The sequence below is a fragment of the Pseudomonas sp. Xaverov 83 genome (assembly GCF_019352905.1).
GTDB lineage: Bacteria > Pseudomonadota > Gammaproteobacteria > Pseudomonadales > Pseudomonadaceae > Aquipseudomonas > Aquipseudomonas yamanorum.
In genome coordinates this window covers 104,207-129,003 of sequence record NZ_JAAAFU010000083.1, presented here as the reverse complement: position 1 = coordinate 129,003, position 24,797 = coordinate 104,207, and the positions used below count along the sequence as shown (strand labels likewise).

Genomic DNA, 24,797 nt, shown 5'->3' with positions numbered 1-24,797 from the left:
ATTTACGTCAAGACGGCCAATGATGTGTATTTCGCCACTATTGGGTCGGCGGTCACTAACTTCATCGGCTCAATGATAGCCGTCGCAATGATGAGCCGATCAAACGGGTCCCTGTGATGGTGTTCAAGGTCCTTGACCGCGATGGCATGCTCCGGGGTTATGGGCAGTTCCACGTAGCCGCTTTCCAGGCAGTATTCGCGAATTTCGTCCAGGTTGACGTTGAGCTTCCCGAGCCCGACCTTTATCGCCAGCTCCCAGAATGTGGCGGCACTGACGTAAATTTCAGCCGCGTTCTCGATCAGCTTTCTGGCCTTCGCTGACAGTTTTGGATCATCGCTCAGGGCCCAAAGCAGGATATGGGTATCCAGCAGTATTCTCATGGGTGGTTTCCCTCAAACGCATCCAGCATGTCGTCTGGCAATGGCGCATCAAAGTCATCCGGCACCACCAGTTTGCCCTTCATTGCGCCGATTCGCCGGCCTGTCGGTTTCCCGACAGGAACAAGGCGAGCCATCGCGCGCCCATGCTTGGCTATGGTGATGATTTGGCCGGCGGCGGCATCATCGACCAATTTTGATAAATTATTTTTTGCTTCACCCAACGGTACGGTAATCATTTGGTCTTCCCGAGGTTTTGGCCAAATATAGCCAAAATTTCGTAAGCAGGCAAAGATCAACCGACTGCTGGTGGAAGGTGATTTTTGCGGGGACGATTGTAGGTTTCCGAACGGGTAATGACTGGCATCCATGACGTCTCTCCTGAAGGAATTCGTCGAAGTCTGCCCGAGAGCAAGAGGTTTTTGACCCATGTTTTGGAAAATCAGATCGGACTTACTTAAGGGGGGACTTTTCCCGACAGTGCGGGCCGAATAGTTTCCCACGGTTACTCAACGGTCCCAGTACGGCACTGCCCCAAAACACTCGACGAAGTAGTCGATCACCGTCCGCACCTTCAACGACAGCCGCCGACTGCCCGGCCACAGCGCCGCAATCTGTTGCGGCTCCAGGGTCGTCGCAACTTCATAGTCGGTCAGCACCGCCTGCAGCGTGCCGGCACGCAGCCCTTCGCCGATCAACCAGGATGGAAACACCACCAGCCCCAGGCCCTGCTCGGCGGCGTGGGTCAGGGTGTCGGCGTGGTTGCCGGTGATCGGGCCCTTGACGCTGTAGGACGTCCAGTCGTCCTGGTCGCGGCGGAAGAACCAGCGTTGTTGGCCGGTGACGCCCTTGTAGGCAAGGCACTGGTGGTTCACCAGTTCGTCCGGATGGCGCGGTGTACCGAAACGTTCCAGGTAGCCGGGGCTGGCCGCAAGGCGGAAGCGCTGCGGGGCGAAGATTCGCGCCTGCATGCCGGAATCGTTCAGCACGCCGATGCGAAACAGCAGGTCGGTGCCGTCTTGCAGCGGGTCGACGTAGGTGTCGGTTTGCTGGATATCCAGTTGCAGCTTCGGATAACGCCTGCACAACTCCCCAAGCCACGGCGATAGATGGCGCTGGCCAAACACCATCGGCGCATTGATACGCACCAGGCCGCTGGGTTCGCTTTCCTGTTCCTGCAATGCCTGGCCGGCGACTTCCAGTTGCTCCAGCATCAACCGCGCATGATGCCCAAGCAGGCGCCCGGCTTCGGTAGGGCTGACCGCACGAGTGTGGCGGTACAGCAACTGTTGGCCAAGGGCCTGCTCCATCAACTGGATTTGCCGGGAAATGGAGGAGGGTGCCAGCCCTTCACGGCGTGCGACTTCGGAGAAACTGCCGTAGTCCAGTACTGCGACAAACAGGCGAAGCGCCTTGAAACTCAGTTCGTTCAAGCCCTGCATCATGACTCCATGCTGTGCGCATTGCGCAAAGGTGTTGTCGGCATGCTCCCATTTATCGCACAGCAGCGCCACCGGATAATGCACGCCATTGTTCCTCTCTCTAACGCGCAGGTGATGTATGCAGGCTTCTTCAGTGGCGGGTGTGGCTCAGGCCAGGCCCAAGACGTTTCTTCGGTTGTTGCTGTTGCCGCTGGTGATTTTCGCCGGCATGGGTTTGTCGGTTGAGGCCGGCTTGCTGGGCCCGCTGGGTGTGCAGGTGGGGCACTTGTGGGCGACCTTGAGCATCTTCGGCGTCGGCTCGGCGATCCTGTTTTTGCTGTTGCTGTTCAGCGGTCCACAAAAGGGCCCGGCGTTGACCGATCTGCCGCGCTGGCAACTGATTGGCGGCTTCCTGGGGCCGATGTACGTGGTGGTGTTGACCCTGGCTACGCCACATATCGGCATCGCGATGACCATGATTGCGATTTTGTCGGGCCAGGTAGGCAAGAGCGTGTTGATCGACCACTTCGGCTGGTTTGGCACTGCCCGCAAGCGGGTCAACGTTGAGCGCTGGATTGCACTGGCGTTGATTGTGGTGGCACTTGTTCTGATTGCACGAGGTTAAGGCGATGAATCTGATTCTGTTGTTGGTGTTGGTGGTGGCCGCCGGTGCGGTGTTGAGTGTGCAGGCCGCTATCAACGGCCGCCTCGGACAGGCGGTGGGCGTATTGCGCAGCAGTCTGCTGACCTTTGTGGTGGGCGCGATCAGTACCGGGTTGCTGATTCTGTTCTTCGAGCCAGCCCATGCAGTCAGCCTGCTGGACGTGCCGAAGTGGCAACTGACCGGGGCGTTGTTCGGGGTGGTGTACATGATGGTGATGGTTGGCGCGGTACCGATTGTCGGCACGGCGGTGGCGACAGTGGCGGTGATTGTCGGGCAGTTGGGCATGGGCATGTTGATCGACAACTTTGGCTGGCTGGGCAACCCGGCGATCGAACTGTCCGGCAGCCGGATCGTGGCGATGCTCTGCCTGGCGCTGGCCCTGGTGTTCATGTATCGCAGCAACGCTCGTCGGGCTGACTGAAGGGCCTTTGAACCTTGAATGATTGCCTGTAGTCACTGCTTGAGGTGCCGGCGTTCGCCGCATCTGGACGACCACGAAACAGGAGTCTGATCATGCAAGAGAAAACATGCGCCTGCCCCCACTGCAATTGTCAGTTGGGGAAAAACGCGGTGATGAAGGATGGCAAGGGGTATTGCTGCCAAGGCTGCGCCGAGCATCATGCCCATGGTGAGCCTTGTGCTTCTGCGACCGGGTGCGAGTGTGCCAAGTCGGCACATGGCTAACGCGGACGGCCTGTAGGAGCGAGCTTGCTCGCGAAAAACCTGAGAGCGGCGCGGGGCACCAGATGCCCCGCGTTATCGTTAACGACCTTCGCGAGCAAGCTCGCTCCTACAGGTTCAAGCGGTTTTCAGGCGGTGGGGCGCGCATCCGAGCGGCGCCATTGCACGTTTTGGATGCCGAATTTCTCGGCCTGGGGCTGGCTCGTCTTCTTCACCTGCTCCCGGGCAAAGCGCCCGATACGGCCTACACCGGCATCGCAGCTTGCCCAATGCCAGGCTTCGGCGTTGTCGAGTTTTTCCAGACGGATGATGAACGACTTGGGCTGGCCATGCAGCGTGTAGTCGATCACGAAAAGTTTTGCGTTAGTCATGGATCCGTTAACCCTCCCTGTGTCTTTAAGTGACCCTCCTGACGCGGTAAAAATTCACTCGGATTATCCGCCGCAGGTCTTATCATGGCTCTCCAGCCCTGAATGATGTGCCCTCCATGGCCCTTGCCGCGCCGCCCGACCTCAGCAACCACGCCGTCCCCGTGCAACCCTTGGCGCGTACCTACCCACGCGGGTTGTACGTCGAGCCCCATCAGCACGATTGGGGCCAGTTGCTTTACGCCATGAGCGGCGTGATGTGGGTCGAGACACCCCAGGAAGCGCTGGTGGTGCCGCCCCAGCGCGCGGTGTGGCTGCCGCCAGGTGTCGAGCACGGGATTCGTGTGGTGTCGGACTTGCAGATGCGCAACATCTACCTGCGCCCGGCGCTGGCGGCGACCCTGGACAGCCAGGTGCAAGTGATCGAGGTCGGCGGGCTGCTGCGCGAACTGATCGTGGCGCTGGTGGAGCAGGGCGACCAGGGTGACCAGGTCTACTACGAGGCCGTGGTCGGCCTGGCCTTGCTGGAACTGCAACGGGCCCGGCGCTCGCCGATCCGCATTGCCTTGCCCGTGGGCGCCGACCGACGCCTGACGAGTGCCTGCCAGGCGGTGATGGCGTCGCCTTCCCTGGACATTCCTTTCGAACAGCACGCCGAAGCGGCCGGTGCCAGCGTACGTACCCTGGCCCGGCTGTTTCAGAACAGTCTGGGCATGGGCTTTGCCGAGTGGCGCCGCCAGGTGCAGTTGGCCACTGCCGTGGCCGAGTTGATCCAGGGCCAGCCGGTCAGCGCTATCGCCCGTTCCCTGGGGTATTCGCCGAGCAGTTTCAGCGACATGTTTCGCCGCGAACTGGGGATGGCGCCGTCGCAGTATCCCGTCTGAGGCTTGGCCGAAATCCTGAAGCAGTTGGCCGATGCTTCGGATTTGGCTTCCCTACACTGACCGCATCAACCCTTGCTGCGGAGTGTTCCATGAATTACCTGATTTCGCTGGCCATCGGCCTGTTGGTCGGCGTGATTTACGGTGCCCTGGACTTTCGCTCGCCCGCGCCTCCCGCCATCGCCCTGGTCGGGCTGATGGGCATGTTGATGGGCGAGAAGCTCTGGCCCATGGGCCGGCAAATGTTCAGCGCCTGGTTCTCCTGAAACCCTTTTTAACCTCGATGGATATTGGCCATGAAAGCACTGCAATTTTCCGCCACCGGCGATCTCGCTGCCCTCGCTTACGTCGACGTCGCCACCCCGGTGCCGGCAGCGGGTGAAGTCCTGGTGCAAATCAAGGCCGCCGGGTTGAACCCCAGCGATGTGAAGAACGTGCTCGGGCGTTTTCCCTACACCACGTTGCCACGCATTCCCGGGCGGGACTTTGCCGGGGTGGTGGTGGACGGCCCGCAGGCACTGGTGGGCCAGGAAGTCTGGGGCACCGGTCGCGACCTGGGCTTTTTCGCTGACGGTTCCCACGCCCAGTACCTCACCGTGTCGGCCAAGGGCGTGGCGCACAAGCCCAGCCATTTGAGCTTTGCCCAGGCCGCCAGTCTCGGCGTGCCGTACACCACGGCGTGGGACGCCCTTGAGCGCAGTGGTGTAACTAAAGGCACGCGTTTGCTGGTGATTGGTGCCAACGGTGCCGTAGGCAGTGCGGCTTTGGCCCTGGCGAAAATCCGTGGGGCCCAGGTGCTCGGGGCCGTGCGTCGGCCGGAACAGGTCGAGGCCTTGCGCGATCAGGGTTTCGAGGGGCTTTTACTGGGCCAGCCGGAAGCGCTGGGAGGGCAGGTCAACGCGCTGTTCGGTACGGGCGCCGATGTGATCTTTGACACCACCGGTTTCTGGCTGCCGGCCGCGGTGGCGGCCCTGGCACCTTTTGGCCGTATCGCAATCATTGCCGCGCCGGTGGACGGGCACGTGCAACTGCCGGCCCTGGCGTTGTACCGCAAGGGTGGTTCGGTGGTGGGGATCAATTCGTTGCTCTACAACTGCGAGCAATGCGCCGTGATGCTGGAGCAATTCGGGCGGTTCTTCGATGAGGATTTGCTGCCGCTGCCGACGGGTTTGCGGGAAGTGTCGCTGGCCGACGGTGTGAAGTGCTTTGAGGAAGTGAACCAGGGCAGTGCAGACAAGATTATCTTCCTGCCCTGACCCGCTCATTGTGGGCGCGGGCTTGTGTGGGAGCGGTGGATCAGTGCCGAATGTATTGGCTGACACACCGTATTCGCGAGCAAGCCCGCTCCCACATTTGATCTTTATTCAGGCTTCGGGAACGCCTTTTTCCCACGCCGACCAGTTCTTCAGAATTGCCTGCACCAGCGGATTACCGGTGCGGTACAGGTTTTCCAGCGCCGGCACAAAACCCCCCTGGTCCGCGTACTTCAACAGGTTGTCCACTTCGCTGTAGCCCGGGTACGGCCGATCAAAGTCGGAACCTGCCCGCACCACCGCCAACCGCTTGATATCCACCAACCCTTCACGGCTGGCGCGCAGCAACGCTTCGTAGGTGGAGTTGTCTTCCTGCTGGGTGGTGCAGTACACGCCCTTATTGTCCGTCAGCAGCTTGGTCCAGACCTCGGCGCGCTCACTCAGACGAGTCCCGGAGAACCAGGTATTGCCCGCCAGGGTATCGCACTGGGTGACCTGCGGCGGCTGATTGGCCGGCGCATACGGATAGTGTTTGCGCCAGGCAGTGGACTCCTTGCTTTCACTGAGCTCGACTTTCTGCGACAGCGCAAACGCTTTGGCTTGCAGCTTGGGATTGAGCTCGAACACTTCGGTCTTGTAGTCCAGTGGCGGCTTCTCGTTCGGCCCCTTGGTATTGATGCCGATATAGCCGGTCGGCCAATCCTTCGGCGCGTCCCGTGAATCCAGTTCCCACTGGGTACCGAATTCCACCAGGTAATGCGCCCACGCGGCGGTGCCGATGGTGCCGTGGTGCGGGTTGATCCCGGCAATCCCGGCAATCAGGAAGTAGCTTTGGCGCAGATCGAATTTGGGCGACAACGCCAGTGCCAGGGTCGAGGCGGCGGCGTTGGTCTGGCCCATGCCGGTCACCAGCAGGCACACGTCCTGAGTGTTGCAGCGGATCACCGGATATTCGGCCGACAAGCCCGGCACGCGAACTTCCTGCTTGAGCTCCAGGCGGTCGATCCAGTTCTGCGCCTCGGGGGCGAACATGGTGATCAGCATCACCTTGGGCTTGATCGGGGCCGGTGCATCGGCCAGCACGACCTGCGGCAACAGCGCCCCGGCGGCCAGGCCGATGGCGATTGAAAGGCGGGTAAAGGTCTTCATCTACTGCTCCTTGTTCACACTCAGAATTGATAGCCCACGCCGGCGTAGTAACCCCAGCCGTTGGAGCGGGCGCGGAAATTACCGTCGCCAAAGTTCAGCTCGCTGCCGTCTTCCCAGTTGCCGCCGTTGTGGAAGTAGCGGCCGACCAGGGTGAAACGCAGGTGAGTGAACGAATACAACAGCACGTTTGTTGCAACCAGGGCGTTGGCGGTGCGCGCAGGGTTGTCTTTGTGCAGGTCCGAGCCGAAATCGTAGTTGGTGAAGCCGATATAGGTCAGCGACGCACCATTGTCGAAGCTGCCGATGGGCACGATGTATTTCATCTGTGCACGGTAGCCGTCCCACGAATACTCGTTGCTGGCGCCGTAGTTTTCCCACTGGTAACGGCCGTAGAAGTTGGCCGACAGGTTGACCCGCGAGTGGGTCTCGATGTCGGTGCCCAGGCCGCTGTACAAGGTGTTGGCGCGGTTGTCCTTGTTGCTGCCGTGGTCGTAGATCCAGTCAAACGCTACATACCATTCCTTGAACGGGCCGATGGCCAGGCTGCGGCCGGCGAGATAGTCGATGGAGATACGCGGCTCGTGCTCCATGAACACCGGGGAACCGTGGTCCCACGCACCTTTGTCATTGCTGTTGCCGATGCCGAAGATCTTCGGGATGTCGACGTAGCCATACAGTTCGAACGGGCCCTTGCGGCCGAAGTATTCGTACTCCAGGTACACGTCATCCGCGGGTTTGGGGCCGAAGCTGATGTCTTTGCTGCCGATCACCGTCAGGTCCTGATTGAACCAGTCCGACAGGTACACGCCTTTTTTTGAGGGGCTGGCTTCCGGGGCCAGGGTTTCGCCCTGTGCTGAGTCATCGGAGGGTTTTTCCTGCGCCAAAATGGGTGCGCTGAGTACTCCCGTAACGGTAGCCAGTAGCAGGGAAACAGCAAAAGGGGTGGCCGACACGGGCCGTCTGGAAGTGGGTTGCATTGAAAATCCCTGTTCTTACGCGGTTGTGGCCCGATTCCTCGGGTTGAGGTGAACCTGGTGTCCAGGTTCGTTCCGCAAACGTTTGCACAGGTTGTACCAATTTGTGTCAATTGCATGAAGGAATTGAGAAAAGTGCGATTTAGTCGGCCTTATGGTCAGAAACGTAACGGAGCTGATGAACGCGACTGTGGCATCCTGCGGGACCTCGCACTGGGAGTCGTCCGATGTTCGATCACTATTTGAAACGCTGGAACCTGACACCCGAGGGTGACGCCATCATCACCCCCGGCAGCGACCTGCTGCCGGTGCGCTGGGACGGGCAGCCGGCGATGCTCAAGATCGCCCGCGAGCCTGAGGAAAAGCTCGGCGGCGAGTTGATGACCTGGTGGGCCGGCGAGGGCGCTGCCCGAGTGTTTTTGCATGACGGCGATGCGGTGCTGATGGAGCGCGCAACAGGCCCGGGTTCGCTGATGCACATGGCCCTCAACGGCCAGGACGATGAAGCCAGCCGCATTGCCTGCGCCACCGTGGCGTTGTTGCATGCCCCGCGCTCGTCGCCACCGGCGGGCTTGCACTCATTGGAGCACTGGTTCCGCTCCCTGTGGCTCGCCGCTGAGGGCAAAGGCGGGCGGATACGCGAGTGTGCCGCCACGGCCCGCAGCCTGCTGGCTTCACCTCAGGAACCGGTGGTGCTGCACGGTGATGTGCACCACGACAACATCCTCGATTTCGGCCCCCGGGGCTGGCTGGCGATTGATCCCAAGCGGGTGACCGGCGAGCGCGGCTATGACTACGCGAATTTGATCTGCAATCCGGATTTGCCCACTTGCACCGATCCGGCGCGATTTGCACGCCAGGTCGAGATCATCGCCGGAGCCGCGGGCCTGGAGCGCCAGCGCCTGTTGCAATGGGTGGTGGCGCACGCCGGCTTGTCGGCGGCGTGGTTTCTGGAGGATGACCAGCGACACCGCGCCGATAGGGAGCTGGAAGTGGCACGCCTGGCTCAGTGCGCCTTGGTAAACGGCAGCGCCTGATCACCGTTGCGGTTGAACAGGTACATCGCCGTCTCCCTGCGATACTCGCTGGGTGTCTGGTTCATCTCGATGCGAAAGTGCCGGTTGAAATTGGAGAGGTTGGCGTAGCCCACTTCAAAGCAGATATCGGCCACTGACATTTCGCTTTGCAGCAACAGTCGGCAGGCGCGCTGCACCCGGAACTTGCGCATCAGGTCGATAAAACCGTGGCCGGTGACACGTTTGAAAAACCGCGAGAAGCCCGGCTCGCTCATGTCCAGTCGTTGGGCGATCACCGACAACCGCAGGTCGCCGGTCAATTCCGTCATCAGGTAGTCGAAAGCCTTGTGGATGCGCTCCGAGCTGCGGGCGTCCAGGCTTGGCGTGTAACAGGCACTGGCCAGGCAATGGGCTTCCCCCGACCGCGCCTGCATCAAGGTGTGCAGCAACTGGATGAACAGAATCAGGCGCGCCAGCCCCTGGGCGGGGCCGATGGATTCGAGGAGTTGCGCGGCCTTCAGTGCCGTCTCGCCGGTGAACTCCAGGCCGCGCCGGGCCCGGTCAAACAGGCCTTGCAGGTCGCCCAGCTCAGGCAGCGTGTTGCGCAGGGCCAGCAGCGCCGCACCGTCGAACTGCAACACCACATCGCGCCCCGTCAGGTATTCGCCCGGGGCCAGGTCGCCGATCCAGTCGTGGGGCAGGTCGGGGCCGATCAGCGCCACATGGCCGGCGCCAAACGCACCGATATAGTCACCCGCCACCAGCTTGCCGCTGCCCTGGCGGATCAGGTGGATTTCGAATTCGGGGTGATGGTTCCAGCGGGCGAGTTCGAACGGATAGTCATGTTCGTACCAGCGAAAGCCATGCTCGGGCTCGGCAAGAATCACTTCCAGCTCGGCGGGGCGCTGCTCGAAAAGGGCGGATCGGCTTGCAGGCATGGGTTTGGCCCTTTTGGGCTTTTTGGAATGGCACCAAAATACGCCCTTTGGCCAAGCAGCCGCTACCCCGGGTTTTGCCCGCCACTGATACTTTTTTGATCCAGGCGGGCGCGGTTAAAAAAGTATCAGCCGGGCATCCGCCAGTCGTTTGTCCGGCCCAGGGCAAGCTGCTGTAATCGGGCCGTCAACAACAAAAACAATAAGTGAAAACCGCCATGTTCAAGATACCGAAAGCGCTGTTCCTGCTCTCCGGCCTCACACTCGCGATGGCCGCCCATGCGGCCGAAACCGTGACCATCGCCACGGTCAACAACAGTGACATGATCCGCATGCAACGCCTGTCCAAGGTGTTCGAACAGCAGCACCCCGAGGTGAAGCTCAATTGGGTGGTGCTCGAAGAAAATGTGCTGCGCCAGCGCCTCACTACCGACATCGCGACCCAGGGCGGCCAATTCGACGTGCTGACCATCGGCACCTATGAAACCCCGCTATGGGGCGCCAAGCACTGGCTCGAACCGATCACGCCACTGCCCGCCGATTACGACGTGGAAGACATCTTCCCCGCCGTGCGCCAGGGCCTGTCGGTGAACGACACCCTCTACGCCTTGCCGTTCTACGGCGAAAGCACCGTGACTTATTACCGCACCGACCTGTTCAAGCAGGCCGGCCTGACGATGCCGGAACATCCAACCTGGACCCAACTGGGCGAGTTCGCCGCCAAGCTACACCAGCCCACCAAGGACCAATACGGCATGTGCCTGCGGGGCAAGGCTGGCTGGGGTGAAAACGTCGCGCTGCTGAGTACCATGGCCAATGCCTTTGGTGCGCGCTGGTTTGACGAACAATGGAAACCCGAACTGACCAGCCCGGAATGGACCGCGGCGGCAAACTTCTACGTCAATACCCTGAAGAACTACGGCCCGCCGGGCGTCTCCAGCAATGGTTTCAACGAAACCCTGGCGCTGTTCAACAGCGGCAAATGCGCGATCTGGGTCGACGCCAGCGTGGCCGGCTCGTTTACCACCGACAAAACCCAAAGCAAAGTCGCCGACAGCGTGGGCTTTGCCGCCGCGCCTACCGAAGTCACCGACAAGGGCTCGTCGTGGCTGTACGCCTGGTCCCTGGCGATCCCGGCCACCTCCAAGCACAAGGACGCCGCCAAGGCCTTCATCACCTGGGCCACCTCCAAGGAATACATCCAACTGGTGGCGGACAAGGAGGGCATCACCAACGTCCCGCCGGGCACGCGCCAGTCCACCTACAACGCGGCCTACCTGGCCGCGGCGCCTTTTGCCAAGGTGACCTTGCAGATGATGCAACACGCCGACCCGGCGCACCCGTCGGCCAAACCCGTGCCGTACGTGGGCATCCAATACGTGACGATCCCCGAGTTCCAGGCCATCGGCACCTCGGTGGGCAAGCTGTTTTCGGCAGCGCTCACCGGCGGCATGACCGTCGACAAGGCACTGGCCGAGGCGCAGTCCACCACCGAGCGCGAAATGAAACGCGCCGGCTACCCGAAATAACCACCTCAGGGACACTGCATTCATGAAACGACTGGAAGGTAAAAGCGCGCTGGTCACCGGCAGCGCCCGAGGCATTGGCCGGGCGTTTGCCCAGGCCTACATCAACGAAGGCGCCACCGTCGCCATCGCCGATATCAACCTGGAACGGGCACGGGCTACCGCCACGGAGCTGGGCCCGAAGGCCTACGCGGTGGCCATGGACGTCACCGACCAGGCGTCCATCGACGCCGCGATTGCCGCCGTGGTGGCGCAGGCCGGCAAGCTCGACATCCTGATCAACAACGCTGCTCTGTTCGACCTGGCACCCATCACCGACATCACCCGCGACAGCTTCGACCGGCTGTTCTCGATCAACGTCGCCGGTACGCTGTTTACCTTGCAAGCGGCGGCCAAGCAGATGATCAAACAGGGCCATGGCGGCAAGATCATCAACATGGCCAGCCAGGCCGGGCGCCGGGGTGAAGCTCTGGTGGCGGTTTACTGCGCGACCAAGGCGGCGGTGATCAGCCTCACGCAGTCGGCGGGGCTGAACTTGATCAAACAGGGGATCAATGTGAATGCCATCGCACCGGGTGTGGTGGACGGTGAGCATTGGGACGGGGTGGACGCGATGTTTGCCAAACACGAAGGGCTGCCGCTGGGCGAGAAGAAAAAGCGCGTGGGGGCCGAGGTGCCGTTTGGGAGGATGGGCACGGCGGAAGACCTCACCGGGATGGCGGTTTTCCTCGCGTCCAAAGAGGCCGATTACGTGGTTGCCCAGACCTACAATGTCGACGGCGGCAACTGGATGAATTGAGCCGGACGCATCTCCTTGAACCACCGCAGATCAAAAAATGTGGGAGCGGGCTTGCTCGCGAATGCGGAGTGTCAGTCGCCGGATATGCTGACTGATACACCGCATTCGCGAGCAAGCCCGCTCCCACAGTTTGATCTTCATTGCTCAGGGAAGGGGGCTTGGTCTTATTCGGCAAAGCTGCGATCAAAGAAGTACACCGCGCCAGGCTTCAGGTTCTCCACTGTCGCCTGCGGCCGTCCGCCTTCGCCATGCTTCTTGCGGCCCGTCTCCCGCAAGAAACCGGCCTCAGTCAACTTCAGCAACCGCTGGCGAATACTGGTCTTCAGCACCGGCCGCGCCAGCACCAGCGAGAAGATCGTAGTCGCCTCCGGTGCACTGAACTCATTGCCCAAAAACATCAACGGCAAGCTGCTGTACAGCGACTTGGAAAACAGTCTTTCCTGCACCGCCGCCACAATCCCGTTGTGATCGAAAGGCAACTTGACCGCGCTACCCGCCACCGCATCCAGCGAGAACCAGCGCTGATGCCCGGCCAGCGTCACTTCATCAGCCGCGATCGCCAGGTAATAGGTCGACGAAGACCAGCAGCGCGGATCACGAAACGCATCACCCACCGTACCCACCTGCTCGCACCAGGCCAGCGCCAGGCCGACCTTGTCACTGGCCCGCAACCGTTCCACGGCATCCTGAAGGCTCAGATCTTGCACGCCGCCATTCACCACCACGCCCGGCAACGCCCAGTGTCCGGCGAAGGGCTCGGCTTCGCGCTGGTTGAGCAGGATCTTCAACTCCCCGGAGGCACGACAATAGAACAGCACGCATAAGTCCACGGTGTGCAGGTAGGCGCTAAGGGGTGGGGCGTGGTCTGGCATGTCGGGTCCTGTTGGCAGCGGTGGGGCACAGTCTAACGGATCAAGCGGCGATGTCGTGTACTCGATCCAGCATAGGTAAATAAATGTTTCTTGCTATGAAAGTACATGACGTGTACTTTTGTGTCCAGGCCACAGGAGAACACGCACATGACCGTCTCTAAAAACGCTATCGCCTCATTCGACGTCGACGCCCAGAAGAGCTTCACGCCACTGTGCCCCAATGAATTGCCGGTCGCCGGCGGTGACGAGATCGGCGCCGAGCTCAATTACATGGCCAGCCTCGCCGGGCGACGTGTCGGCAGCAAGGACGCCCACACCCCGCACGCGCCCTGGGTGGTGCAACACCACAGCGACATGCTGAAACCCACCGGGCTGGTGCACGCCGACGTCACCTGGGTCGCCCACTGCGTGCCGGGCACCGAGGGTTTCACCCTGCTGGACGAACTGCCCACGCCCTATGACTACGACTACTTCATCTGGAAAGGCGTCGAACCCGACCTGCACCCCTACGGCGCCTGCTACCACGACCTTCACGACAAACTCTCCACCGGCGTCATCGAATACCTCTACTCCCAGGGCATCCGGCGCGTAATCGTCGGCGGCCTGGCGCTGGACTACTGCGTCAAGACCACCGCCTTGCAACTGCTGCAGGCGGGTTTCGAAGTGATCCTGCACCTGCCGGCGTGCCGTGGCATCAGCGAGGAGGGCGGCGTGCAGGCGGTCAACCATCTGCAACAAGTAGGCGTCGTCATTACCCGCAATCGGGAAGAACTGGCCGCGATGGCCGCGCGTTAAGGAGTACCTCATGGAAAGTGCATACGACTACGAGAACAGCGTGATCCAGGGCTTGCTGGACACCGACTACTACACCTTCACCATGATGCAGGCCGTGCTGCACCAGCACCCGAATGTCGATGTGGAATACCAGTTCATCGTCCGCTCCAAAGAGAAACTCGGGCACCTGATTCCCGAGCTGCGGGCCGAGCTGGAAAAACTCGCCGGCCTCAACATGCGCGAAGGTGAACTGCGCTTTCTGTTCAACCAGCGCCGGGAATACCTGACCCCGGATTTCGAGCGTTTCCTGGGCCTGTTCCGCTTCAACCTGCGCTATATCCACGTCAGTGAAGTCGACGGCCAACTGAACATCCGCGTGGTTGGCCCGATGCTGCACTGCATCATGTTCGAACAGCCGGTATTGGCCCTGGTCAGCGAACTGCGCAACCGCGCCAAATACCCCGACGTGACCCTCGAAGACGTCACCCGCAAGCTCTACCAGAAGTTCGACTGGCTGGAGAAGAATCTCACCCGCGACGAGTTGGCGGACCTTCGCGTCTCGGACTTTTCCACCCGCCGTCGGTTGTCGTTCAAGGCCCAGCGCGAAGTGGTCGACATCATGCGCCGCGACTTTCCCGGCCAGTTCATCGGCACCAGCAACGCGCACCTGGCCTACGAATTCGACTTGCCGCTGATCGGCACCATGGCCCACCAATGGCTGATGGTGCACCAGCAACTGGGCCGGCTGCGGGAAAGCCAGAACGCGGCGCTGGAAAACTGGGTGCGCGAATACCGTGGGCGCTTGGGTATCGCCCTGACCGACTGCATTAGCACCGACTTTTTCCTCAAGGATTTCGACCTGTACTTTGCCAAGCTGTACGACGGTTTGCGCCAGGACTCCGGTGACCCGATCGTCTGGGCCGACAAGGTGTTGGCCCGCTACAAGGAGCTGGGCATCGACCCGATGACCAAGGACCTGATGTTCTCCGATGGCCTGAATTTCGAGAAATGCCTGCCGATCCTGCGGCACGTGCGAGGCAAGGCCAAGTTCGGCTTTGGCATGGGCACCAGCCTGGCCTGTGATGTCGACGGAGTGGAGCCGCTGAGCATCGTGATGAAGCTGGTGCGGGTGCATGGCGAGCCGGTGGTGAAATTCTCCGATGACCCGATCAAGAACGTCTGCGAAGACGCCTCGTTCCTGCAGTATGCGGCGCAGGTGTTTAACGTCGGCAACGTCAATCCGCAACTGGGGGTGTGACATGGACACACAGGCACGTATCGCACAAGAACTGAAGATCAACCGGCTGCTCGGCAAGGGTGGCGAGGGCGCTGAACTGCAACGGCGCATCGACTTCATCAAGGGCACTTTGCGCCAGTCCGGCTGCCACGCATTAGTGTTGGGCATCAGCGGCGGCGTTGACTCACTGACCGCCGGGCGCCTGTGCCAGTTGGCGGTGGAGCAACTGCGCGACGAGGACTACGAGGCGCGCTTTATTGCCATGCGCCTGCCCTATAAAACCCAGGCGGACGAACGCGACGCCCAGGCCTCCCTGGAATTTATCGCACCGGACCAGATCGAGACGCTGAACATTGCCGCCTGCGTCGACGGGCTGATGGGCAGCCTGTCTGCCGGGCAGGCCAGTGCTGAACGCATCGACTTTATCAAGGGCAACGTCAAGGCCCGGGCGCGGATGATGGCGCAGTACGCCGTAGCGAATTTGCACAATGGCCTGGTGGTGGGCACCGACCACGGCGCAGAGGCGTTGATGGGGTTTTTCACCAAGTTCGGTGACGGCGCCTGCGACCTGGCGCCGCTCTCAGGGCTGACCAAGACCCAGGTGCGCCTGCTGGCCAGCGCCCTTGGCGGGCCACGCCACTTGGTGGCCAAGGCACCGACTGCTGACCTGGAAGAGCTGGCCCCGGGCAAGCTGGATGAGCTGGCGTATGGTTGCAGTTATGACGAGATCGACAGCTATCTGATGGGCGAGTCGGTCAGTGAACGGGTGAGGGCGATTGTCGAGAGCGCCTACCTCAAGACGGCCCACAAGCGCGCGCTGCCGTTCGTTCCCGACTAGAGGCGGCGCAGGAAGGATTTGACGATTTGCTGGGTGGCCTGGGTGGTATCCAGGTCTTCCAGGCGCGTGTAGGGATGCCACTGGCATTCCTTTATTTCGCTCAGCGGCCGGGCTTCGTCGATATTCACCACCGACGCCTCGAACACATGGTGCAGGGTGTCGCTGGCCTTCAGCTCCTGCAATAACAGCAAACCGTCCACGTTCAGCCCGGTTTCCTCTTCCAGTTCTCGTGCGGCAGCACCTGCCGGGCGCTCATCGCGCTCGACCTTGCCGCCGGGCAGTGCCCATTTCGATCGGGCTTTACGCACGAACAGGATGTGCCCGTCGTGCTCGCAAATCACCGTGGCCCTTATTTTCATCGTCTGTGCCCCCGCAGCTGGATGATTGTCATAAAAGTGTAATGCAATTGTCATGCTGAGTCTTTCTCCGGCAGGGTGGAGAGGGGGCCGGAAAACACCGATACTGCCCCATCGAAAAAACTCACCTGAAGGAGATGCAGATGAACACCGTACGCTGGGGCATGATCGGCTGTGGCAGTGTCACTGAACTCAAGAGTGGACCCGCCTTCTACAAAGCGCCAGGTTCGGCGCTGGTGGCTGTGATGGGGCGCCGCGAGGAAGCCGTGCGCGATTATGCGGCACGCCATGGCATTGCCCGGTTCTACACCGACGCCCAGGCGCTGATTGACGACCCGGAAGTGGACGCGGTCTACATCGCCACGCCACCCGACAGCCACCTCGAATACAGCCTGATGGTGGCCGCTGCCGGTAAGCATTGCTGCGTCGAGAAGCCCATGTCACTGAATGCCGAGCAAAGCGCGCTGATGCAACGCACCTTCGAACAGGCCGGGCTGCACCTGTTTGTCTCTTATTACCGGCGTTCCCTGCCGCGCTTCCAGCAGGTGCGGGACTGGCTGCAGGACGGGCGCATCGGCGAGTTGCGTCATCTGACCTGGACCCTGTGCAAGCCGCCATCAGAAGACGATGCCAGCAGTGCCAACTGGCGCACCGACCCGGCGATTGCCGGCGGCGGGTATTTTGCCGACTTGGCCAGCCACGGTTTTGACCTGTTCCAGTACCTGGTCGGGGATATCGTCGATGTGGCCGGGTTTACCGCGCGCCAGGCCGGGCGCTACGCCGCCGAAGATGCCGTCACCGCCTGCTGGACCTTCGCCTCGGGCGCGTTGGGCATGGGCTGCTGGAACTTTGTCGCCGACCGGCGCGAAGACCGGGTAGAGATGATCGGCAGCAAGGGTCGCATCACGTTCTCGGTGTTCGATGAAGCGCCGTTGCGGCTTGAGGGCGAGACCAGCGAGGTGCTGGAGGTGCCCAACCATGCGCATATCCAGTGGCATCACGTACTGGGGATGAACGCGCATATTCGCGGCGAGAGCAAGCACCCGGCGCTGGCGATCGAGGCGTTGAAGACCGACCGGGTCATGGACCGGGTGCTACAACGTAACCCCAACCTGGCGGTCTAGCGGTGCTTTGATTTTGTCTTTTTAAGGAATGAACGGATGAAAATGAAAGCAGCCTGGATTGTGCTTTGCCTGGCATTGGCCGGGGCCGCGACGGCAGCGCCGCGGGCCCAGGGGCAAGCCGGGGAGTTTGATTTTTATGTGTTGTCGCTGTCCTGGTCGCCAACCTTCTGCCTGACGCACCCGGACGACCAGCAGTGTTCGGGCAAGGGCTACGGGTTTGTCCTGCATGGGCTGTGGCCGCAGTACGCGAAGGGCGGCTGGCCGGCGTCGTGTGAGCCGCAGTCGCGCTTGTCGGATGCAGACTTCGCCCGGGGCAGGACGCTGTTCCCGTCGCCCAGACTGCTCAGGCATGAATGGGCCAAGCACGGTACCTGCAGTGGGCTTGAGGCGTCAGCCTACCTGGACAAGACCGACGCGGCGCTGGGCGTGGTCAAGATCCCGCAGCAGCTTGAGCCCTTCAATGTCCCAAGCGGCCTGGGCGCGCGGGACATCGAAGCGCTGTTTCGCGAGAGCAACCCGGCCATGGGCAACCACGGCCTTGCAGTGATCTGCAAGGGCGCGGTGCTGACCGAAGTGCGGGTGTGCCTGACCAAGGACCTGGCATTCGCCGGCTGCCCGCGTAGCGTCAAGAGCCAGTGCCGGGATGGCGACATTCGCATCCCGACCCAGCGTTAAGCGGATTCAAGCGGGCCCATAACCGTTATGGGCCTGCTCGATCTCTTCCACCAAACGGTCAATGCCCGCCAGGCGTGCCCGGTTGTCATGGTCCCAGGGATGAAACCCGGGCTTGAAGTAATGCAACCAGGGCAGCGCCATGCGCGGGAACACACCCTTGGGCCCGTAAAGAAACTTGAGCATCCGCCAGAAACCCTTCACATGCCCACCCGAACGCCGGTCGGCAAACAGCAGGCGCAGGTGAAAATCAAAGACCACCACCCAGAACAGCAGCGTGGTGGTCAGCATGGTCCCGGTGCGTAGCAAATAACGTTTGGGCCCAGGCTTGATCACGCTGTTCCACACATCAAACGCCACCGCCTTGTGCTCGGTTTCCTCCAGAGCATGCCAGTACCACATCTGTTGGTACCCCTTGACCGAGTCACCGAACCGCGAGGGATCGCTGAGGAGGATTTCCGCGAGCATCGCGGTGTAATGCTCCAGAGCAATGGTCACCGCCAGATTGAACGAGGCGGGCATGTATTTCTTTTGCGCGTCGAGGATCATCTTCAGCCGGCGATCCAGGGTATGCGCGGGCAGTCCGGCGGCTTGTAGCAGGTCGTTGTAGGCCACGTGCTCGCGGCTGTGCATGGCTTCCTGGCCGATGAAACCCTGGATTTCCTTCTTCAGTTCGGGGGCTTCGATGCGCTGGCGGTAGTGGCGTACGCTGTCCATGAAGAACAGTTCGCCCTGGGGAAACAGCAGCGACAACGCGTTGAAAAAGTGCGTGATGAACGGGCCTTGTTCATGCCAGTTCTTGATGCGTTCGGCGGGCAGGGCAAAACGGAGGTCGCGGCGAATCGGCAGCATGGTCGGTACTCCAGTTCAGAGACGGTGCTCTTCGTTGGTTTCAAGGACGGGCGAGGGCGCACTGCGTTGTTCCGGCGCCATGCGTTTGCTGGCGAACACCACCAGCGCTTGATAGGCGGCCGGCAGGCAGCGGGCGAGCAGGTCCAGGAAGTAGGCGTCGCGGCCGATCAGCACGCGGCGTTTGTTTTTGCGGACTCCGCTCAGGATCACTTTGGCGGCCTGGTCGGCGTCGGTGATGAACAGCTTTTCAAAGTCGGCCCGGGCCTGCTGTTCGCTGTGGATCAGAAAGCCGGTCATGTTGGCGTCGATCCGGCTGCTGCGGCAGATGTCGGTGCGGATCCCGCCGGGATGCACGCAGGTGGCCGAGACCCCGCTTTTTTGCAAGTCGAGTTCCTGGCGCAGGGATTCGGTAAAGCCACGCACGGCGAACTTGGTGGCGTTGTAGCCGCTCATGCCCGGCTGGGCGAACAGGCCGAACACGCTGGAGGTGTTGATCACATGGCCGTCGCCGCTGGCCTTGAGGTAAGGCAGGAAGGCCTTGGTGCCGTAGACCACGCCCCAGAAGTTGATCCCGACGATCCATTCCAGGTCGCTGTAATCCACGCCTTCGACGGTGCTGGACAGCGCGACGCCGGCGTTGTTGAAGATCATATTGATCTGGCCATGCTCCGCGGCGCAGCGGGCCGCCCACTCTTCCACCGCCTGGCGGTCGGAAACGTCCAGCACCTGCGAGGTCACCAGCACTGGCGCAAGCACCTGGGCCTTGATCAGTGCGACGGTCTGCTCCAGGCCCTGGCTGTTTTTATCCGCCAGCGCCAAGTGGCAGCCTTCACGCGCCAACGCCAGGGCCAACGCGCGGCCCATGCCTGACGCCGCGCCGGTGATGGCCGCCACGCGGCCGTTGAATGACTTCATGACAGGCTCCCTTCTGCGGTGGTGTGGGGATTTGCGGCCGGGCGCGGGGTGGAAGGTACCGGCACCAGATTGGCGACGTAGTCCTTGAGGGCGAAGTGCCGGGTGACCTGCTTGAAGCGCCAGGTGGAGCCGGGCCACAGCGTGGTGTTCTTGCCGGTGCGCGGGTCCAGGTACCAGCTCTTGCAGCCGCCGGTGGACCAGATGGTGCCGTTGAGTTTTTCCTGCAGCCTGGCGTTGTAGGCCAACTCTACCGTTGGCTTGACGTCCACCGTGGCGATGCGATGGCGCTGCATTTGTTGCAAGGCATCGAGGATGTAGGTGACCTGGGCCTCGATCATCAAAATCATCGAGTTATGCCCCAGCCCGGTGTTGGGGCCAACGATCAGGAACAGGTTCGGATAACCCGGCACCGTCGTGCCCAGGTAGGCATGGGCACCGTCTTGCCAGGTGTCCATCAGGTCGATGCCGTGGCGGCCGATGATGCAGTTGCGGGGCAGGGGATCGGTGGCCTGGAAACCGGTGCCGAAGATAATGCAATCGGCCGGGTGCTTGATGCCGTCGGCGGTGACAACCCCGTCGGCCTCAATGCGCTGCACGTTGTCGGTCACCACCTGCACGTTACTGCGCGACAGGGCCGGGTAGTAGTCGTTGGAGATCAACACGCGCTTGCAGCCGATGGTGTAGTCCGGCGTCAGGGTCTTGCGCAGGGAAGGGCGGGCCACTTGTTTGTGCAGGTGGCGCACGGCGATTTTCTGCACCATTTTCATCAGGCGCGGGTGCAGGGCAAAGCCCACCACGCGGCCTTCCAGCGCCCAATAGAACGCACCGCGCACCAGGCGCTGGGTGAACGGCAGGTGTTTGAAAGCCCAGCGCTCGACGCGTGAAATCGGCCGGTCGGGCTTGGGCATGATCCACGGCGGGGTGCGCTGGAACAGGTCCAGATGGGCCACCTGCGGCGCGATCTGCGGCACGAACTGAATGGCACTGGCGCCAGTGCCGATCACCGCCACGCGTTTGCCCTTCAATGAATACTCGTGGTCCCACTGCTGGGAGTGGAAGCGCTTGCCCTTGAAGCTGTCCAGGCCCGGAATGTTCGGCAGTGCCGGGCGCGACAAGCCACCCATCCCGGATACCAACACCCGCGCGCTGACCTGACGGCTATTGCTGAAGCTCAGGCTCCAGCGCTGTTGTGCCTCATCAAACACGGCCTTCTCCAGGCCCATGCCAAAGCGCAGGAACGGCGCCAGCCCGAAGCGTTGGGCGCATTGTTCCAGGTAGGCGCGAATCTCCGCCTGTGGCGCAAACTGCCGCGTCCAGTCCGGGTTGGGCGCAAAGGAAAACGAATAGACATGGGATTGCACGTCGCAGGCGCAGCCGGGGTAGTGGTTATCGCGCCAGGTGCCGCCGAGGGCGTCGGCTTGCTCGGCGACAAAGAAGTCGTTGAACCCGGCTTCCTTGAGTTTGATCGCCATGCACAGCCCGGCAAATCCGGAACCGATGATGGCAATGTCGACGGTGTCATGGGCATTCATAGGCTGTCCCTCGTGGGCCGGTGGCGCCTTACGGGTTTCGACATCGGATGTGCTCCTTGTTTTTGTTTTGGCTTTTTAGATAGAACACCATTGCAAAGAAAAATTGAATTATTTATTTTAAAAAAGATTTTAAATAATCTACCTGAAAATATCGTCTAGGCTACGACCCAGTTCCTCAAGTGCGACTTATCCGACGGACGAGAGCTTTTACGCACGCAGTTAGGTCCAGGGGTGGACGATGGCTGAGGTCTTGACCAATACCGGTCGGGCCGCCAGCAACGCAGGGATGCAGAGGACCGAGCTATGGCTGTCGAATGGGTTGTCGCTGCGGGTGTGTTTGTAGGGTTAAGCGTAGTGTTGTGGGGCTTCAGTGCCCGGATGACACGGCGTATAGAAGCCGCTGTTCCGATCAACGGGCGCTTTCTGGAGATCAACGGCGAGCGCTTTCATTATGTAGACGAGGGCAAGGGCCCGCCGCTGGTGATGATCCACGGGCTGATGGGCAGCAGTCGCAACCTGACGTATGCCTTGTCTGCCCAATTGCGTGAGCACTTTCGGGTGATCACCCTGGATCGTCCGGGTTCGGGCTATTCCACTCGGCATGCCGGGACGGCCGCCGACCTGCCTGGCCAGGCCCGGCAAGTCGCGAGCTTTATCAAGACTCTGGACCTGGATAAGCCATTGGTACTGGGGCATTCCCTCGGCGGGGCGATTTCTCTGGCGCTGGCGCTGGATCATCCCCACACGGTGTCCGGATTGATCCTGGTGGCGCCGCTCACCCATCCCCAGCGCATGCTGCCGCTGGTGTTTATGTCCTTGGCGATACGTCCGGGATGGTTGCGGCGCTACATGGCGCACACCCTGACCATGCCTATAGGCCTGCTGACGAAAGGCTCGGTGGTCAAGGGCGTGTTCGCCCCCGACCCCGCTCCGGAAGACTTCGCCACCCGCGGCGGAGGATTGCTTGGCATGCGGCCCGACAACTTCTATGCCGCCTCCACCGAGATCAACCTGGTCAACGATTTCCTGCCGGACATGGTCAAGCGCTACCCGCAATTGACCCTGCCCATCGGGTTGATCTATGGCGCGCAAGACAAGGTGCTGGACTTCCGCAAACACGGTCAGGCCCTGGCCAGCCGGGTGCCGGGCCTCAAGCTGCAGTTGGTGGAAGGGCGCGGGCATATGTTGCCGATAACGGCTACCGAGCGTGTCGCGGCCCTGGTCGAGCAGGTGGCCAAGCGTGTCCGGCCACCGGAAAGCGCCACGATTTTGCATCCGCCATTTGCCGTGGCGAGCAAATAATTGTGCGACTGAACTCGCGGTTCCACGCCGTCAATGCTTGCCCTAGACACCTGACCAAGCGGCTGAAAAAGAGACTGCCCGGTCACGTTCAAAAGGGTTCAAGAATTTAGTTGACGACCTAACGATTCCGCGCTATTTATTTAAAAAAATTATTTCAATGTCTAATTTGAAACAATTTTTGAAATGCCTAAGAGCGAATAAAATAATGAAAAAAACGCCTTTTATCGCATGGTTGAATTCTCGGAGCAGTCATCGCTCCGTGTACCTGTCTAGTGTTGATTTTTGCTCCCTGCCCACCTGCCGCGTACGGAGGTTGCCATGAATCAGACCCTGGCTGCCCCGAACGTCTGGACCGACGGCAAACGCCACCTGTGGTGGCTCGGCATTATGCCCCTGGCAACCCCTTTGCTCTCTGGCGCCCTGGCCATCTCCACCGGTGTGCAACAGCTGTGGTGGGTTGGCGTACTGGTGATCTTCGGCCTGATCCCATTAATCGACGGCCTGCTGGGTGAAGACGTCAGCAACCCGCCGGAATCCGCCGTCAGCAACCTTGAATCCCAAAGCTACTACCGCTGGATCGTCTACACCGGCGTGCTGTTTGTCATCTCCTCGGTGGTGATCACCGGGTGGCTGGCGGCCGGTGGCATCGACTGGATCATCGGCGGCGGTCTGCTGCACGCTACCGCCACCCTGGACCCGTCGAGCTGGCTGGCCAAGACCGCCGCGTTCATCACCGCTCGCACCCAACTGCACGGCGAAATCAGCTGGTTCACCTACCTGGGCATGGCGATGTCCACCGGCGCCGCCACCGGCATCGCCATCAACACGGCCCATGAACTGGGGCACAAGCCGCGCCTGCTGGAAGTCATCCTGGCCAAGATCACCCTGGCGCCGACCTTCTACGGGCACTTCTACACCGAACACAACCGTGGCCACCACGTACGTGTCGCCACTCCGGAAGATCCGGCCAGTTCGCGGTTGGGGGAGAGCTTCTGGGCCTTCCTGCCACGCTCGGTGTGGTTCAGCGCCCGCTCGGCATGGAACCTGGAACGTGAGCGCCTGCGCAAACTCGGCCTGCCGGCCTGGCACTGGAAGAACGGCGTACTCAGCGCCTGGATGTACAGTGTGGTGTTGTGGGGCGCGATGATTGCGTGGCTGGGCGCGGCAGTGATTCCGTTCCTGATCATCCAGGGCATCTACGGTTTCTCGCTGCTGGAAGTGGTGAACTACGTCGAGCATTACGGTCTCAAGCGCCAGAAGTTGCCCAACGGTCGTTATGAGCGCTGCTCGCCACGGCATTCGTGGAACAGCAACCGGATTGTGACCAATATCTTTCTGTTCCAACTACAGCGCCACTCTGACCATCACGCCAACCCAACCAGAAGTTATCAGTCCCTGCGTCACTTTGATGAATCGCCGCAACTGCCCTACGGTTATGCCAGCATGATTGTCTGGGCTTATGTACCGTACTTGTGGCGACGACGCATGGATCACCGAGTCCTTAATCACTATGCCGGGGATATCACCCTGACTAATCTTCAACCGTCACAACGTTTGAAGTACCTGGAGAAGTACAGCAACACCACCAGACCCTTCTAACGTAAATCAGTCAGTTGTAGGGCGTACTCGGGATCTGTGTATCGCGCAGGTTCTCATCGCCCAGGCTTTACCGGTTTCGAGTACGGCTTAGTTGCAAGACAGTTGTTTGACCCGAACAAAAATAAAATTAAGGGAAGGACGTACACCATGCAAAACCCTGCCAAGTTCACGACGCACATTGTATTGGCCGCCCTGGGCCTGATTGTTTACCACCAGGCCCAGGCCGCCCGTATCGAACCCGCCGGCAGTGCGTTTACTGCCCAGGGCCCCATCAGCTTTTCCAAGGGCGCGCTGATCAGCGCGGACTGCACCATCAAGGTCGCCGGCAAAGTGGCGGCGGATGGCTCGTCGGTGAATGTCGACAAAGTTGAATTCGACGGCGGCCTCAAGTGCAGCCGGGTGGAAGCGATCAACTTGCCGTGGGTATTGGTGGCTAAAGATACCAAGAGCGGCTCGATGTCGAAGATTGCCGTCGATGTGCACGCCTTTGGGTTGGGCGGTAAATGCGGGCCTTCTACCGCCGATGGAACTTGGGATAACGCCACTGGCAAGTTAGAAGCGGCCAATGTGCCGATCGGCGAAGACTGCACGATTAAAACGGTGTCGATCAAGATGCCGCCGACTTTCAAAGTTGTTGAGTAACAGTTAGGCGTTGTAACGGTAATCGAATTGAAATTTGG

At 61.0% G+C, this 24,797-nt stretch carries 29 protein-coding genes and 1 pseudogene; 17 read left to right on the top strand and 13 right to left on the bottom strand.

What is annotated here, in order from left to right:
* Nucleotides 1–2 precede the first annotated feature (2 nt).
* The 3 genes from K0H47_RS27930 to K0H47_RS27920 form a co-directional block, all read right to left on the bottom strand.
* Nucleotides 3–380, bottom strand: coding sequence for a type II toxin-antitoxin system VapC family toxin (locus K0H47_RS27930; protein ID WP_063029307.1), 378 nt, complete (start codon nucleotides 378–380; stop codon nucleotides 3–5).
* Nucleotides 377–748, bottom strand: a complete 372-nt coding sequence (locus K0H47_RS31230; protein ID WP_231988837.1) for a type II toxin-antitoxin system Phd/YefM family antitoxin — start codon at nucleotides 746–748, stop codon at nucleotides 377–379. The genes K0H47_RS27930 and K0H47_RS31230 overlap by 4 nt, the downstream gene beginning before the upstream one ends.
* 138 nt (nucleotides 749–886) lie before the next feature.
* Nucleotides 887–1,819 carry a LysR family transcriptional regulator gene (locus tag K0H47_RS27920; protein WP_017479862.1) on the bottom strand — a complete coding sequence of 311 codons (933 nt, stop codon included), beginning with the start codon at nucleotides 1,817–1,819 and terminating at the stop codon, nucleotides 887–889.
* A gap of 118 nt (nucleotides 1,820–1,937) precedes the next feature.
* Between K0H47_RS27920 and K0H47_RS27915 the strand changes: the two genes are divergently transcribed.
* The 3 genes from K0H47_RS27915 to K0H47_RS27905 all read left to right on the top strand — a co-directional run bounded on the left by K0H47_RS27915 (nucleotide 1,938) and on the right by K0H47_RS27905 (nucleotide 3,146).
* The gene (locus K0H47_RS27915; protein WP_076016275.1) at nucleotides 1,938–2,423 is read left to right on the top strand and encodes a DMT family transporter; all 486 of its coding nucleotides are present in this window, start codon (nucleotides 1,938–1,940) and stop codon (nucleotides 2,421–2,423) included.
* 4 nt (nucleotides 2,424–2,427) lie between these two features.
* The gene (locus K0H47_RS27910; RefSeq protein WP_003208100.1) at nucleotides 2,428–2,883 is read left to right on the top strand and encodes a DMT family transporter; all 456 of its coding nucleotides are present in this window, start codon (nucleotides 2,428–2,430) and stop codon (nucleotides 2,881–2,883) included.
* Nucleotides 2,884–2,975: 92 nt separating this feature from the next.
* Nucleotides 2,976–3,146, top strand: coding sequence for a metallothionein (locus tag K0H47_RS27905; protein WP_008437063.1), 171 nt, complete (start codon nucleotides 2,976–2,978; stop codon nucleotides 3,144–3,146).
* 11 nt (nucleotides 3,147–3,157) lie between these two features.
* Here the strand turns inward: K0H47_RS27905 and K0H47_RS31225 are convergent.
* Both K0H47_RS31225 and K0H47_RS27900 read right to left on the bottom strand, forming a co-directional pair.
* Nucleotides 3,158–3,244: pseudogene (locus K0H47_RS31225) on the bottom strand (outer membrane lipoprotein carrier protein LolA); the annotation flags it as partial.
* Between the two features lie 27 nt (nucleotides 3,245–3,271).
* Nucleotides 3,272–3,514, bottom strand: coding sequence for a DUF6555 family protein (locus K0H47_RS27900; protein ID WP_218263529.1), 243 nt, complete (start codon nucleotides 3,512–3,514; stop codon nucleotides 3,272–3,274).
* A gap of 116 nt (nucleotides 3,515–3,630) precedes the next feature.
* Here K0H47_RS27900 and K0H47_RS27895 point away from each other — a divergent pair, with 116 nt between their 5' ends.
* The 3 genes from K0H47_RS27895 (at nucleotide 3,631) to K0H47_RS27885 (ending at nucleotide 5,648) form a co-directional block, all read left to right on the top strand.
* On the top strand, nucleotides 3,631–4,395 hold the full coding sequence (locus K0H47_RS27895) for a helix-turn-helix domain-containing protein (RefSeq protein WP_177026374.1): 765 nt from the start codon (nucleotides 3,631–3,633) through the stop codon (nucleotides 4,393–4,395).
* Between the two features lie 89 nt (nucleotides 4,396–4,484).
* Entirely contained in the window at nucleotides 4,485–4,658 is a 174-nt protein-coding gene (locus tag K0H47_RS27890; protein ID WP_081253131.1) for a DUF1427 family protein, read from the top strand.
* A gap of 30 nt (nucleotides 4,659–4,688) precedes the next feature.
* Nucleotides 4,689–5,648: a zinc-binding alcohol dehydrogenase family protein gene (locus K0H47_RS27885; RefSeq protein WP_063029315.1), complete on the top strand. Its 960-nt coding sequence runs from the start codon at nucleotides 4,689–4,691 to the stop codon at nucleotides 5,646–5,648.
* Between the two features lie 108 nt (nucleotides 5,649–5,756).
* Here the strand turns inward: K0H47_RS27885 and K0H47_RS27880 are convergent, their stop codons facing one another.
* Both K0H47_RS27880 and K0H47_RS27875 read right to left on the bottom strand, forming a co-directional pair.
* On the bottom strand, nucleotides 5,757–6,794 hold the full coding sequence (locus tag K0H47_RS27880) for a purine nucleoside permease (RefSeq protein ID WP_063029317.1): 1,038 nt from the start codon (nucleotides 6,792–6,794) through the stop codon (nucleotides 5,757–5,759).
* Nucleotides 6,795–6,814: 20 nt separating this feature from the next.
* Nucleotides 6,815–7,771 (bottom strand): nucleoside-specific channel-forming protein Tsx, encoded by a 957-nt coding sequence (locus tag K0H47_RS27875; RefSeq protein WP_093209005.1) that lies wholly within the window; start codon nucleotides 7,769–7,771, stop codon nucleotides 6,815–6,817.
* Nucleotides 7,772–7,995: 224 nt separating this feature from the next.
* Here K0H47_RS27875 and K0H47_RS27870 point away from each other — a divergent pair, with 224 nt between their 5' ends.
* A complete protein-coding gene (locus K0H47_RS27870) occupies nucleotides 7,996–8,805 on the top strand; it encodes an aminoglycoside phosphotransferase family protein (RefSeq protein ID WP_219273955.1) in 810 nt (269 codons plus the stop codon).
* Here the strand turns inward: K0H47_RS27870 and K0H47_RS27865 are convergent.
* Nucleotides 8,775–9,722, bottom strand: coding sequence for an AraC family transcriptional regulator (locus K0H47_RS27865; protein ID WP_219273954.1), 948 nt, complete (start codon nucleotides 9,720–9,722; stop codon nucleotides 8,775–8,777). The genes K0H47_RS27870 and K0H47_RS27865 overlap by 31 nt on opposite strands.
* A 215-nt stretch (nucleotides 9,723–9,937) precedes the next feature.
* Between K0H47_RS27865 and K0H47_RS27860 the strand changes: the two genes are divergently transcribed.
* Together K0H47_RS27860 and K0H47_RS27855 are read left to right on the top strand one after the other, a co-directional pair.
* A complete protein-coding gene (locus tag K0H47_RS27860) occupies nucleotides 9,938–11,248 on the top strand; it encodes a sugar ABC transporter substrate-binding protein (protein WP_219273953.1) in 1,311 nt (436 codons plus the stop codon).
* A gap of 22 nt (nucleotides 11,249–11,270) precedes the next feature.
* Nucleotides 11,271–12,044, top strand: coding sequence for an L-iditol 2-dehydrogenase (locus K0H47_RS27855; protein ID WP_218263525.1), 774 nt, complete (start codon nucleotides 11,271–11,273; stop codon nucleotides 12,042–12,044).
* Between the two features lie 164 nt (nucleotides 12,045–12,208).
* Here K0H47_RS27855 and K0H47_RS27850 read toward each other — a convergent pair whose 3' ends face one another.
* Nucleotides 12,209–12,916 carry an NUDIX hydrolase gene (locus tag K0H47_RS27850; RefSeq protein WP_201140322.1) on the bottom strand — a complete coding sequence of 236 codons (708 nt, stop codon included), beginning with the start codon at nucleotides 12,914–12,916 and terminating at the stop codon, nucleotides 12,209–12,211.
* Between the two features lie 147 nt (nucleotides 12,917–13,063).
* On the opposite strand from K0H47_RS27850, the gene K0H47_RS27845 reads away from it, so the two are divergent.
* The 3 genes from K0H47_RS27845 to nadE are packed head-to-tail and all read left to right on the top strand — an operon-like array spanning nucleotide 13,064 to nucleotide 15,765.
* Nucleotides 13,064–13,711, top strand: a complete 648-nt coding sequence (locus K0H47_RS27845) for a nicotinamidase (protein WP_063029331.1) — start codon at nucleotides 13,064–13,066, stop codon at nucleotides 13,709–13,711.
* A gap of 10 nt (nucleotides 13,712–13,721) precedes the next feature.
* A complete protein-coding gene (gene pncB / locus K0H47_RS27840) occupies nucleotides 13,722–14,948 on the top strand; it encodes a nicotinate phosphoribosyltransferase (RefSeq protein WP_063029333.1) in 1,227 nt (408 codons plus the stop codon).
* 1 nt (nucleotide 14,949) lies between these two features.
* Complete coding sequence (nadE, locus tag K0H47_RS27835; RefSeq protein ID WP_063029334.1) at nucleotides 14,950–15,765, top strand: ammonia-dependent NAD(+) synthetase; 816 nt, start codon at nucleotides 14,950–14,952, stop codon at nucleotides 15,763–15,765.
* Here the strand turns inward: nadE and K0H47_RS27830 are convergent.
* Complete coding sequence (locus K0H47_RS27830; protein WP_063029335.1) at nucleotides 15,762–16,124, bottom strand: NUDIX hydrolase; 363 nt, start codon at nucleotides 16,122–16,124, stop codon at nucleotides 15,762–15,764. The genes nadE and K0H47_RS27830 overlap by 4 nt on opposite strands.
* Nucleotides 16,125–16,264: 140 nt before the next feature.
* Here K0H47_RS27830 and K0H47_RS27825 point away from each other — a divergent pair, with 140 nt between their 5' ends.
* Entirely contained in the window at nucleotides 16,265–17,245 is a 981-nt protein-coding gene (locus tag K0H47_RS27825; RefSeq protein ID WP_177070956.1) for a Gfo/Idh/MocA family protein, read from the top strand.
* A 36-nt stretch (nucleotides 17,246–17,281) separates the two neighbouring features.
* Nucleotides 17,282–17,920 carry a ribonuclease gene (locus tag K0H47_RS27820; protein ID WP_373568927.1) on the top strand — a complete coding sequence of 213 codons (639 nt, stop codon included), beginning with the start codon at nucleotides 17,282–17,284 and terminating at the stop codon, nucleotides 17,918–17,920.
* 6 nt (nucleotides 17,921–17,926) lie between these two features.
* Here the strand turns inward: K0H47_RS27820 and K0H47_RS27815 are convergent, their stop codons facing one another.
* Genes K0H47_RS27815 through K0H47_RS27805 form a run of 3 tightly spaced genes read right to left on the bottom strand, consistent with a single transcriptional unit; the run spans nucleotide 17,927 to nucleotide 21,216 of the window.
* A complete protein-coding gene (locus tag K0H47_RS27815; protein ID WP_218263521.1) occupies nucleotides 17,927–18,769 on the bottom strand; it encodes a metal-dependent hydrolase in 843 nt (280 codons plus the stop codon).
* Between the two features lie 15 nt (nucleotides 18,770–18,784).
* Complete coding sequence (locus K0H47_RS27810) at nucleotides 18,785–19,684, bottom strand: SDR family oxidoreductase (RefSeq protein ID WP_201140320.1); 900 nt, start codon at nucleotides 19,682–19,684, stop codon at nucleotides 18,785–18,787.
* Nucleotides 19,681–21,216 carry an NAD(P)/FAD-dependent oxidoreductase gene (locus K0H47_RS27805; RefSeq protein ID WP_219273952.1) on the bottom strand — a complete coding sequence of 512 codons (1,536 nt, stop codon included), beginning with the start codon at nucleotides 21,214–21,216 and terminating at the stop codon, nucleotides 19,681–19,683. The genes K0H47_RS27810 and K0H47_RS27805 overlap by 4 nt, the downstream gene beginning before the upstream one ends.
* Nucleotides 21,217–21,519: 303 nt before the next feature.
* On the opposite strand from K0H47_RS27805, the gene K0H47_RS27800 reads away from it, so the two are divergent.
* The 3 genes from K0H47_RS27800 (at nucleotide 21,520) to praA (ending at nucleotide 24,759) form a co-directional block, all read left to right on the top strand.
* Complete coding sequence (locus K0H47_RS27800; protein WP_177070958.1) at nucleotides 21,520–22,518, top strand: alpha/beta fold hydrolase; 999 nt, start codon at nucleotides 21,520–21,522, stop codon at nucleotides 22,516–22,518.
* Nucleotides 22,519–22,836: 318 nt separating this feature from the next.
* Nucleotides 22,837–24,117 (top strand): alkane 1-monooxygenase, encoded by a 1,281-nt coding sequence (locus K0H47_RS27795; RefSeq protein ID WP_063029341.1) that lies wholly within the window; start codon nucleotides 22,837–22,839, stop codon nucleotides 24,115–24,117.
* A 147-nt stretch (nucleotides 24,118–24,264) separates the two neighbouring features.
* Nucleotides 24,265–24,759, top strand: coding sequence for an alkane oxidation protein activator PraA (praA, locus tag K0H47_RS27790; RefSeq protein ID WP_017479886.1), 495 nt, complete (start codon nucleotides 24,265–24,267; stop codon nucleotides 24,757–24,759).
* Nucleotides 24,760–24,797 lie beyond the last annotated feature (38 nt).

Bases quoted from the DNA above. Each gene is read 5' to 3' on its own strand.
- K0H47_RS27930 (WP_063029307.1), bottom strand. From the start codon at position 380: ATGAGAATACTGCTGGATACCCATATCCTGCTTTGGGCCCTGAGCGAT.
- K0H47_RS31230 (WP_231988837.1), bottom strand. From the start codon at position 748: ATGGATGCCAGTCATTACCCGTTCGGAAACCTACAATCGTCCCCGCAA.
- K0H47_RS27920 (WP_017479862.1), bottom strand. From the start codon at position 1,819: ATGCAGGGCTTGAACGAACTGAGTTTCAAGGCGCTTCGCCTGTTTGTC.
- K0H47_RS27915 (WP_076016275.1), top strand. From the start codon at position 1,938: ATGCAGGCTTCTTCAGTGGCGGGTGTGGCTCAGGCCAGGCCCAAGACG.
- K0H47_RS27910 (WP_003208100.1), top strand. From the start codon at position 2,428: ATGAATCTGATTCTGTTGTTGGTGTTGGTGGTGGCCGCCGGTGCGGTG.
- K0H47_RS27905 (WP_008437063.1), top strand. From the start codon at position 2,976: ATGCAAGAGAAAACATGCGCCTGCCCCCACTGCAATTGTCAGTTGGGG.
- K0H47_RS27900 (WP_218263529.1), bottom strand. From the start codon at position 3,514: ATGACTAACGCAAAACTTTTCGTGATCGACTACACGCTGCATGGCCAG.
- K0H47_RS27895 (WP_177026374.1), top strand. From the start codon at position 3,631: ATGGCCCTTGCCGCGCCGCCCGACCTCAGCAACCACGCCGTCCCCGTG.
- K0H47_RS27890 (WP_081253131.1), top strand. From the start codon at position 4,485: ATGAATTACCTGATTTCGCTGGCCATCGGCCTGTTGGTCGGCGTGATT.
- K0H47_RS27885 (WP_063029315.1), top strand. From the start codon at position 4,689: ATGAAAGCACTGCAATTTTCCGCCACCGGCGATCTCGCTGCCCTCGCT.
- K0H47_RS27880 (WP_063029317.1), bottom strand. From the start codon at position 6,794: ATGAAGACCTTTACCCGCCTTTCAATCGCCATCGGCCTGGCCGCCGGG.
- K0H47_RS27875 (WP_093209005.1), bottom strand. From the start codon at position 7,771: ATGCAACCCACTTCCAGACGGCCCGTGTCGGCCACCCCTTTTGCTGTT.
- K0H47_RS27870 (WP_219273955.1), top strand. From the start codon at position 7,996: ATGTTCGATCACTATTTGAAACGCTGGAACCTGACACCCGAGGGTGAC.
- K0H47_RS27865 (WP_219273954.1), bottom strand. From the start codon at position 9,722: ATGCCTGCAAGCCGATCCGCCCTTTTCGAGCAGCGCCCCGCCGAGCTG.
- K0H47_RS27860 (WP_219273953.1), top strand. From the start codon at position 9,938: ATGTTCAAGATACCGAAAGCGCTGTTCCTGCTCTCCGGCCTCACACTC.
- K0H47_RS27855 (WP_218263525.1), top strand. From the start codon at position 11,271: ATGAAACGACTGGAAGGTAAAAGCGCGCTGGTCACCGGCAGCGCCCGA.
- K0H47_RS27850 (WP_201140322.1), bottom strand. From the start codon at position 12,916: ATGCCAGACCACGCCCCACCCCTTAGCGCCTACCTGCACACCGTGGAC.
- K0H47_RS27845 (WP_063029331.1), top strand. From the start codon at position 13,064: ATGACCGTCTCTAAAAACGCTATCGCCTCATTCGACGTCGACGCCCAG.
- pncB (WP_063029333.1), top strand. From the start codon at position 13,722: ATGGAAAGTGCATACGACTACGAGAACAGCGTGATCCAGGGCTTGCTG.
- nadE (WP_063029334.1), top strand. From the start codon at position 14,950: ATGGACACACAGGCACGTATCGCACAAGAACTGAAGATCAACCGGCTG.
- K0H47_RS27830 (WP_063029335.1), bottom strand. From the start codon at position 16,124: ATGAAAATAAGGGCCACGGTGATTTGCGAGCACGACGGGCACATCCTG.
- K0H47_RS27825 (WP_177070956.1), top strand. From the start codon at position 16,265: ATGAACACCGTACGCTGGGGCATGATCGGCTGTGGCAGTGTCACTGAA.
- K0H47_RS27820 (WP_373568927.1), top strand. From the start codon at position 17,282: ATGAAAATGAAAGCAGCCTGGATTGTGCTTTGCCTGGCATTGGCCGGG.
- K0H47_RS27815 (WP_218263521.1), bottom strand. From the start codon at position 18,769: ATGCTGCCGATTCGCCGCGACCTCCGTTTTGCCCTGCCCGCCGAACGC.
- K0H47_RS27810 (WP_201140320.1), bottom strand. From the start codon at position 19,684: ATGAAGTCATTCAACGGCCGCGTGGCGGCCATCACCGGCGCGGCGTCA.
- K0H47_RS27805 (WP_219273952.1), bottom strand. From the start codon at position 21,216: ATGAATGCCCATGACACCGTCGACATTGCCATCATCGGTTCCGGATTT.
- K0H47_RS27800 (WP_177070958.1), top strand. From the start codon at position 21,520: ATGGCTGTCGAATGGGTTGTCGCTGCGGGTGTGTTTGTAGGGTTAAGC.
- K0H47_RS27795 (WP_063029341.1), top strand. From the start codon at position 22,837: ATGAATCAGACCCTGGCTGCCCCGAACGTCTGGACCGACGGCAAACGC.
- praA (WP_017479886.1), top strand. From the start codon at position 24,265: ATGCAAAACCCTGCCAAGTTCACGACGCACATTGTATTGGCCGCCCTG.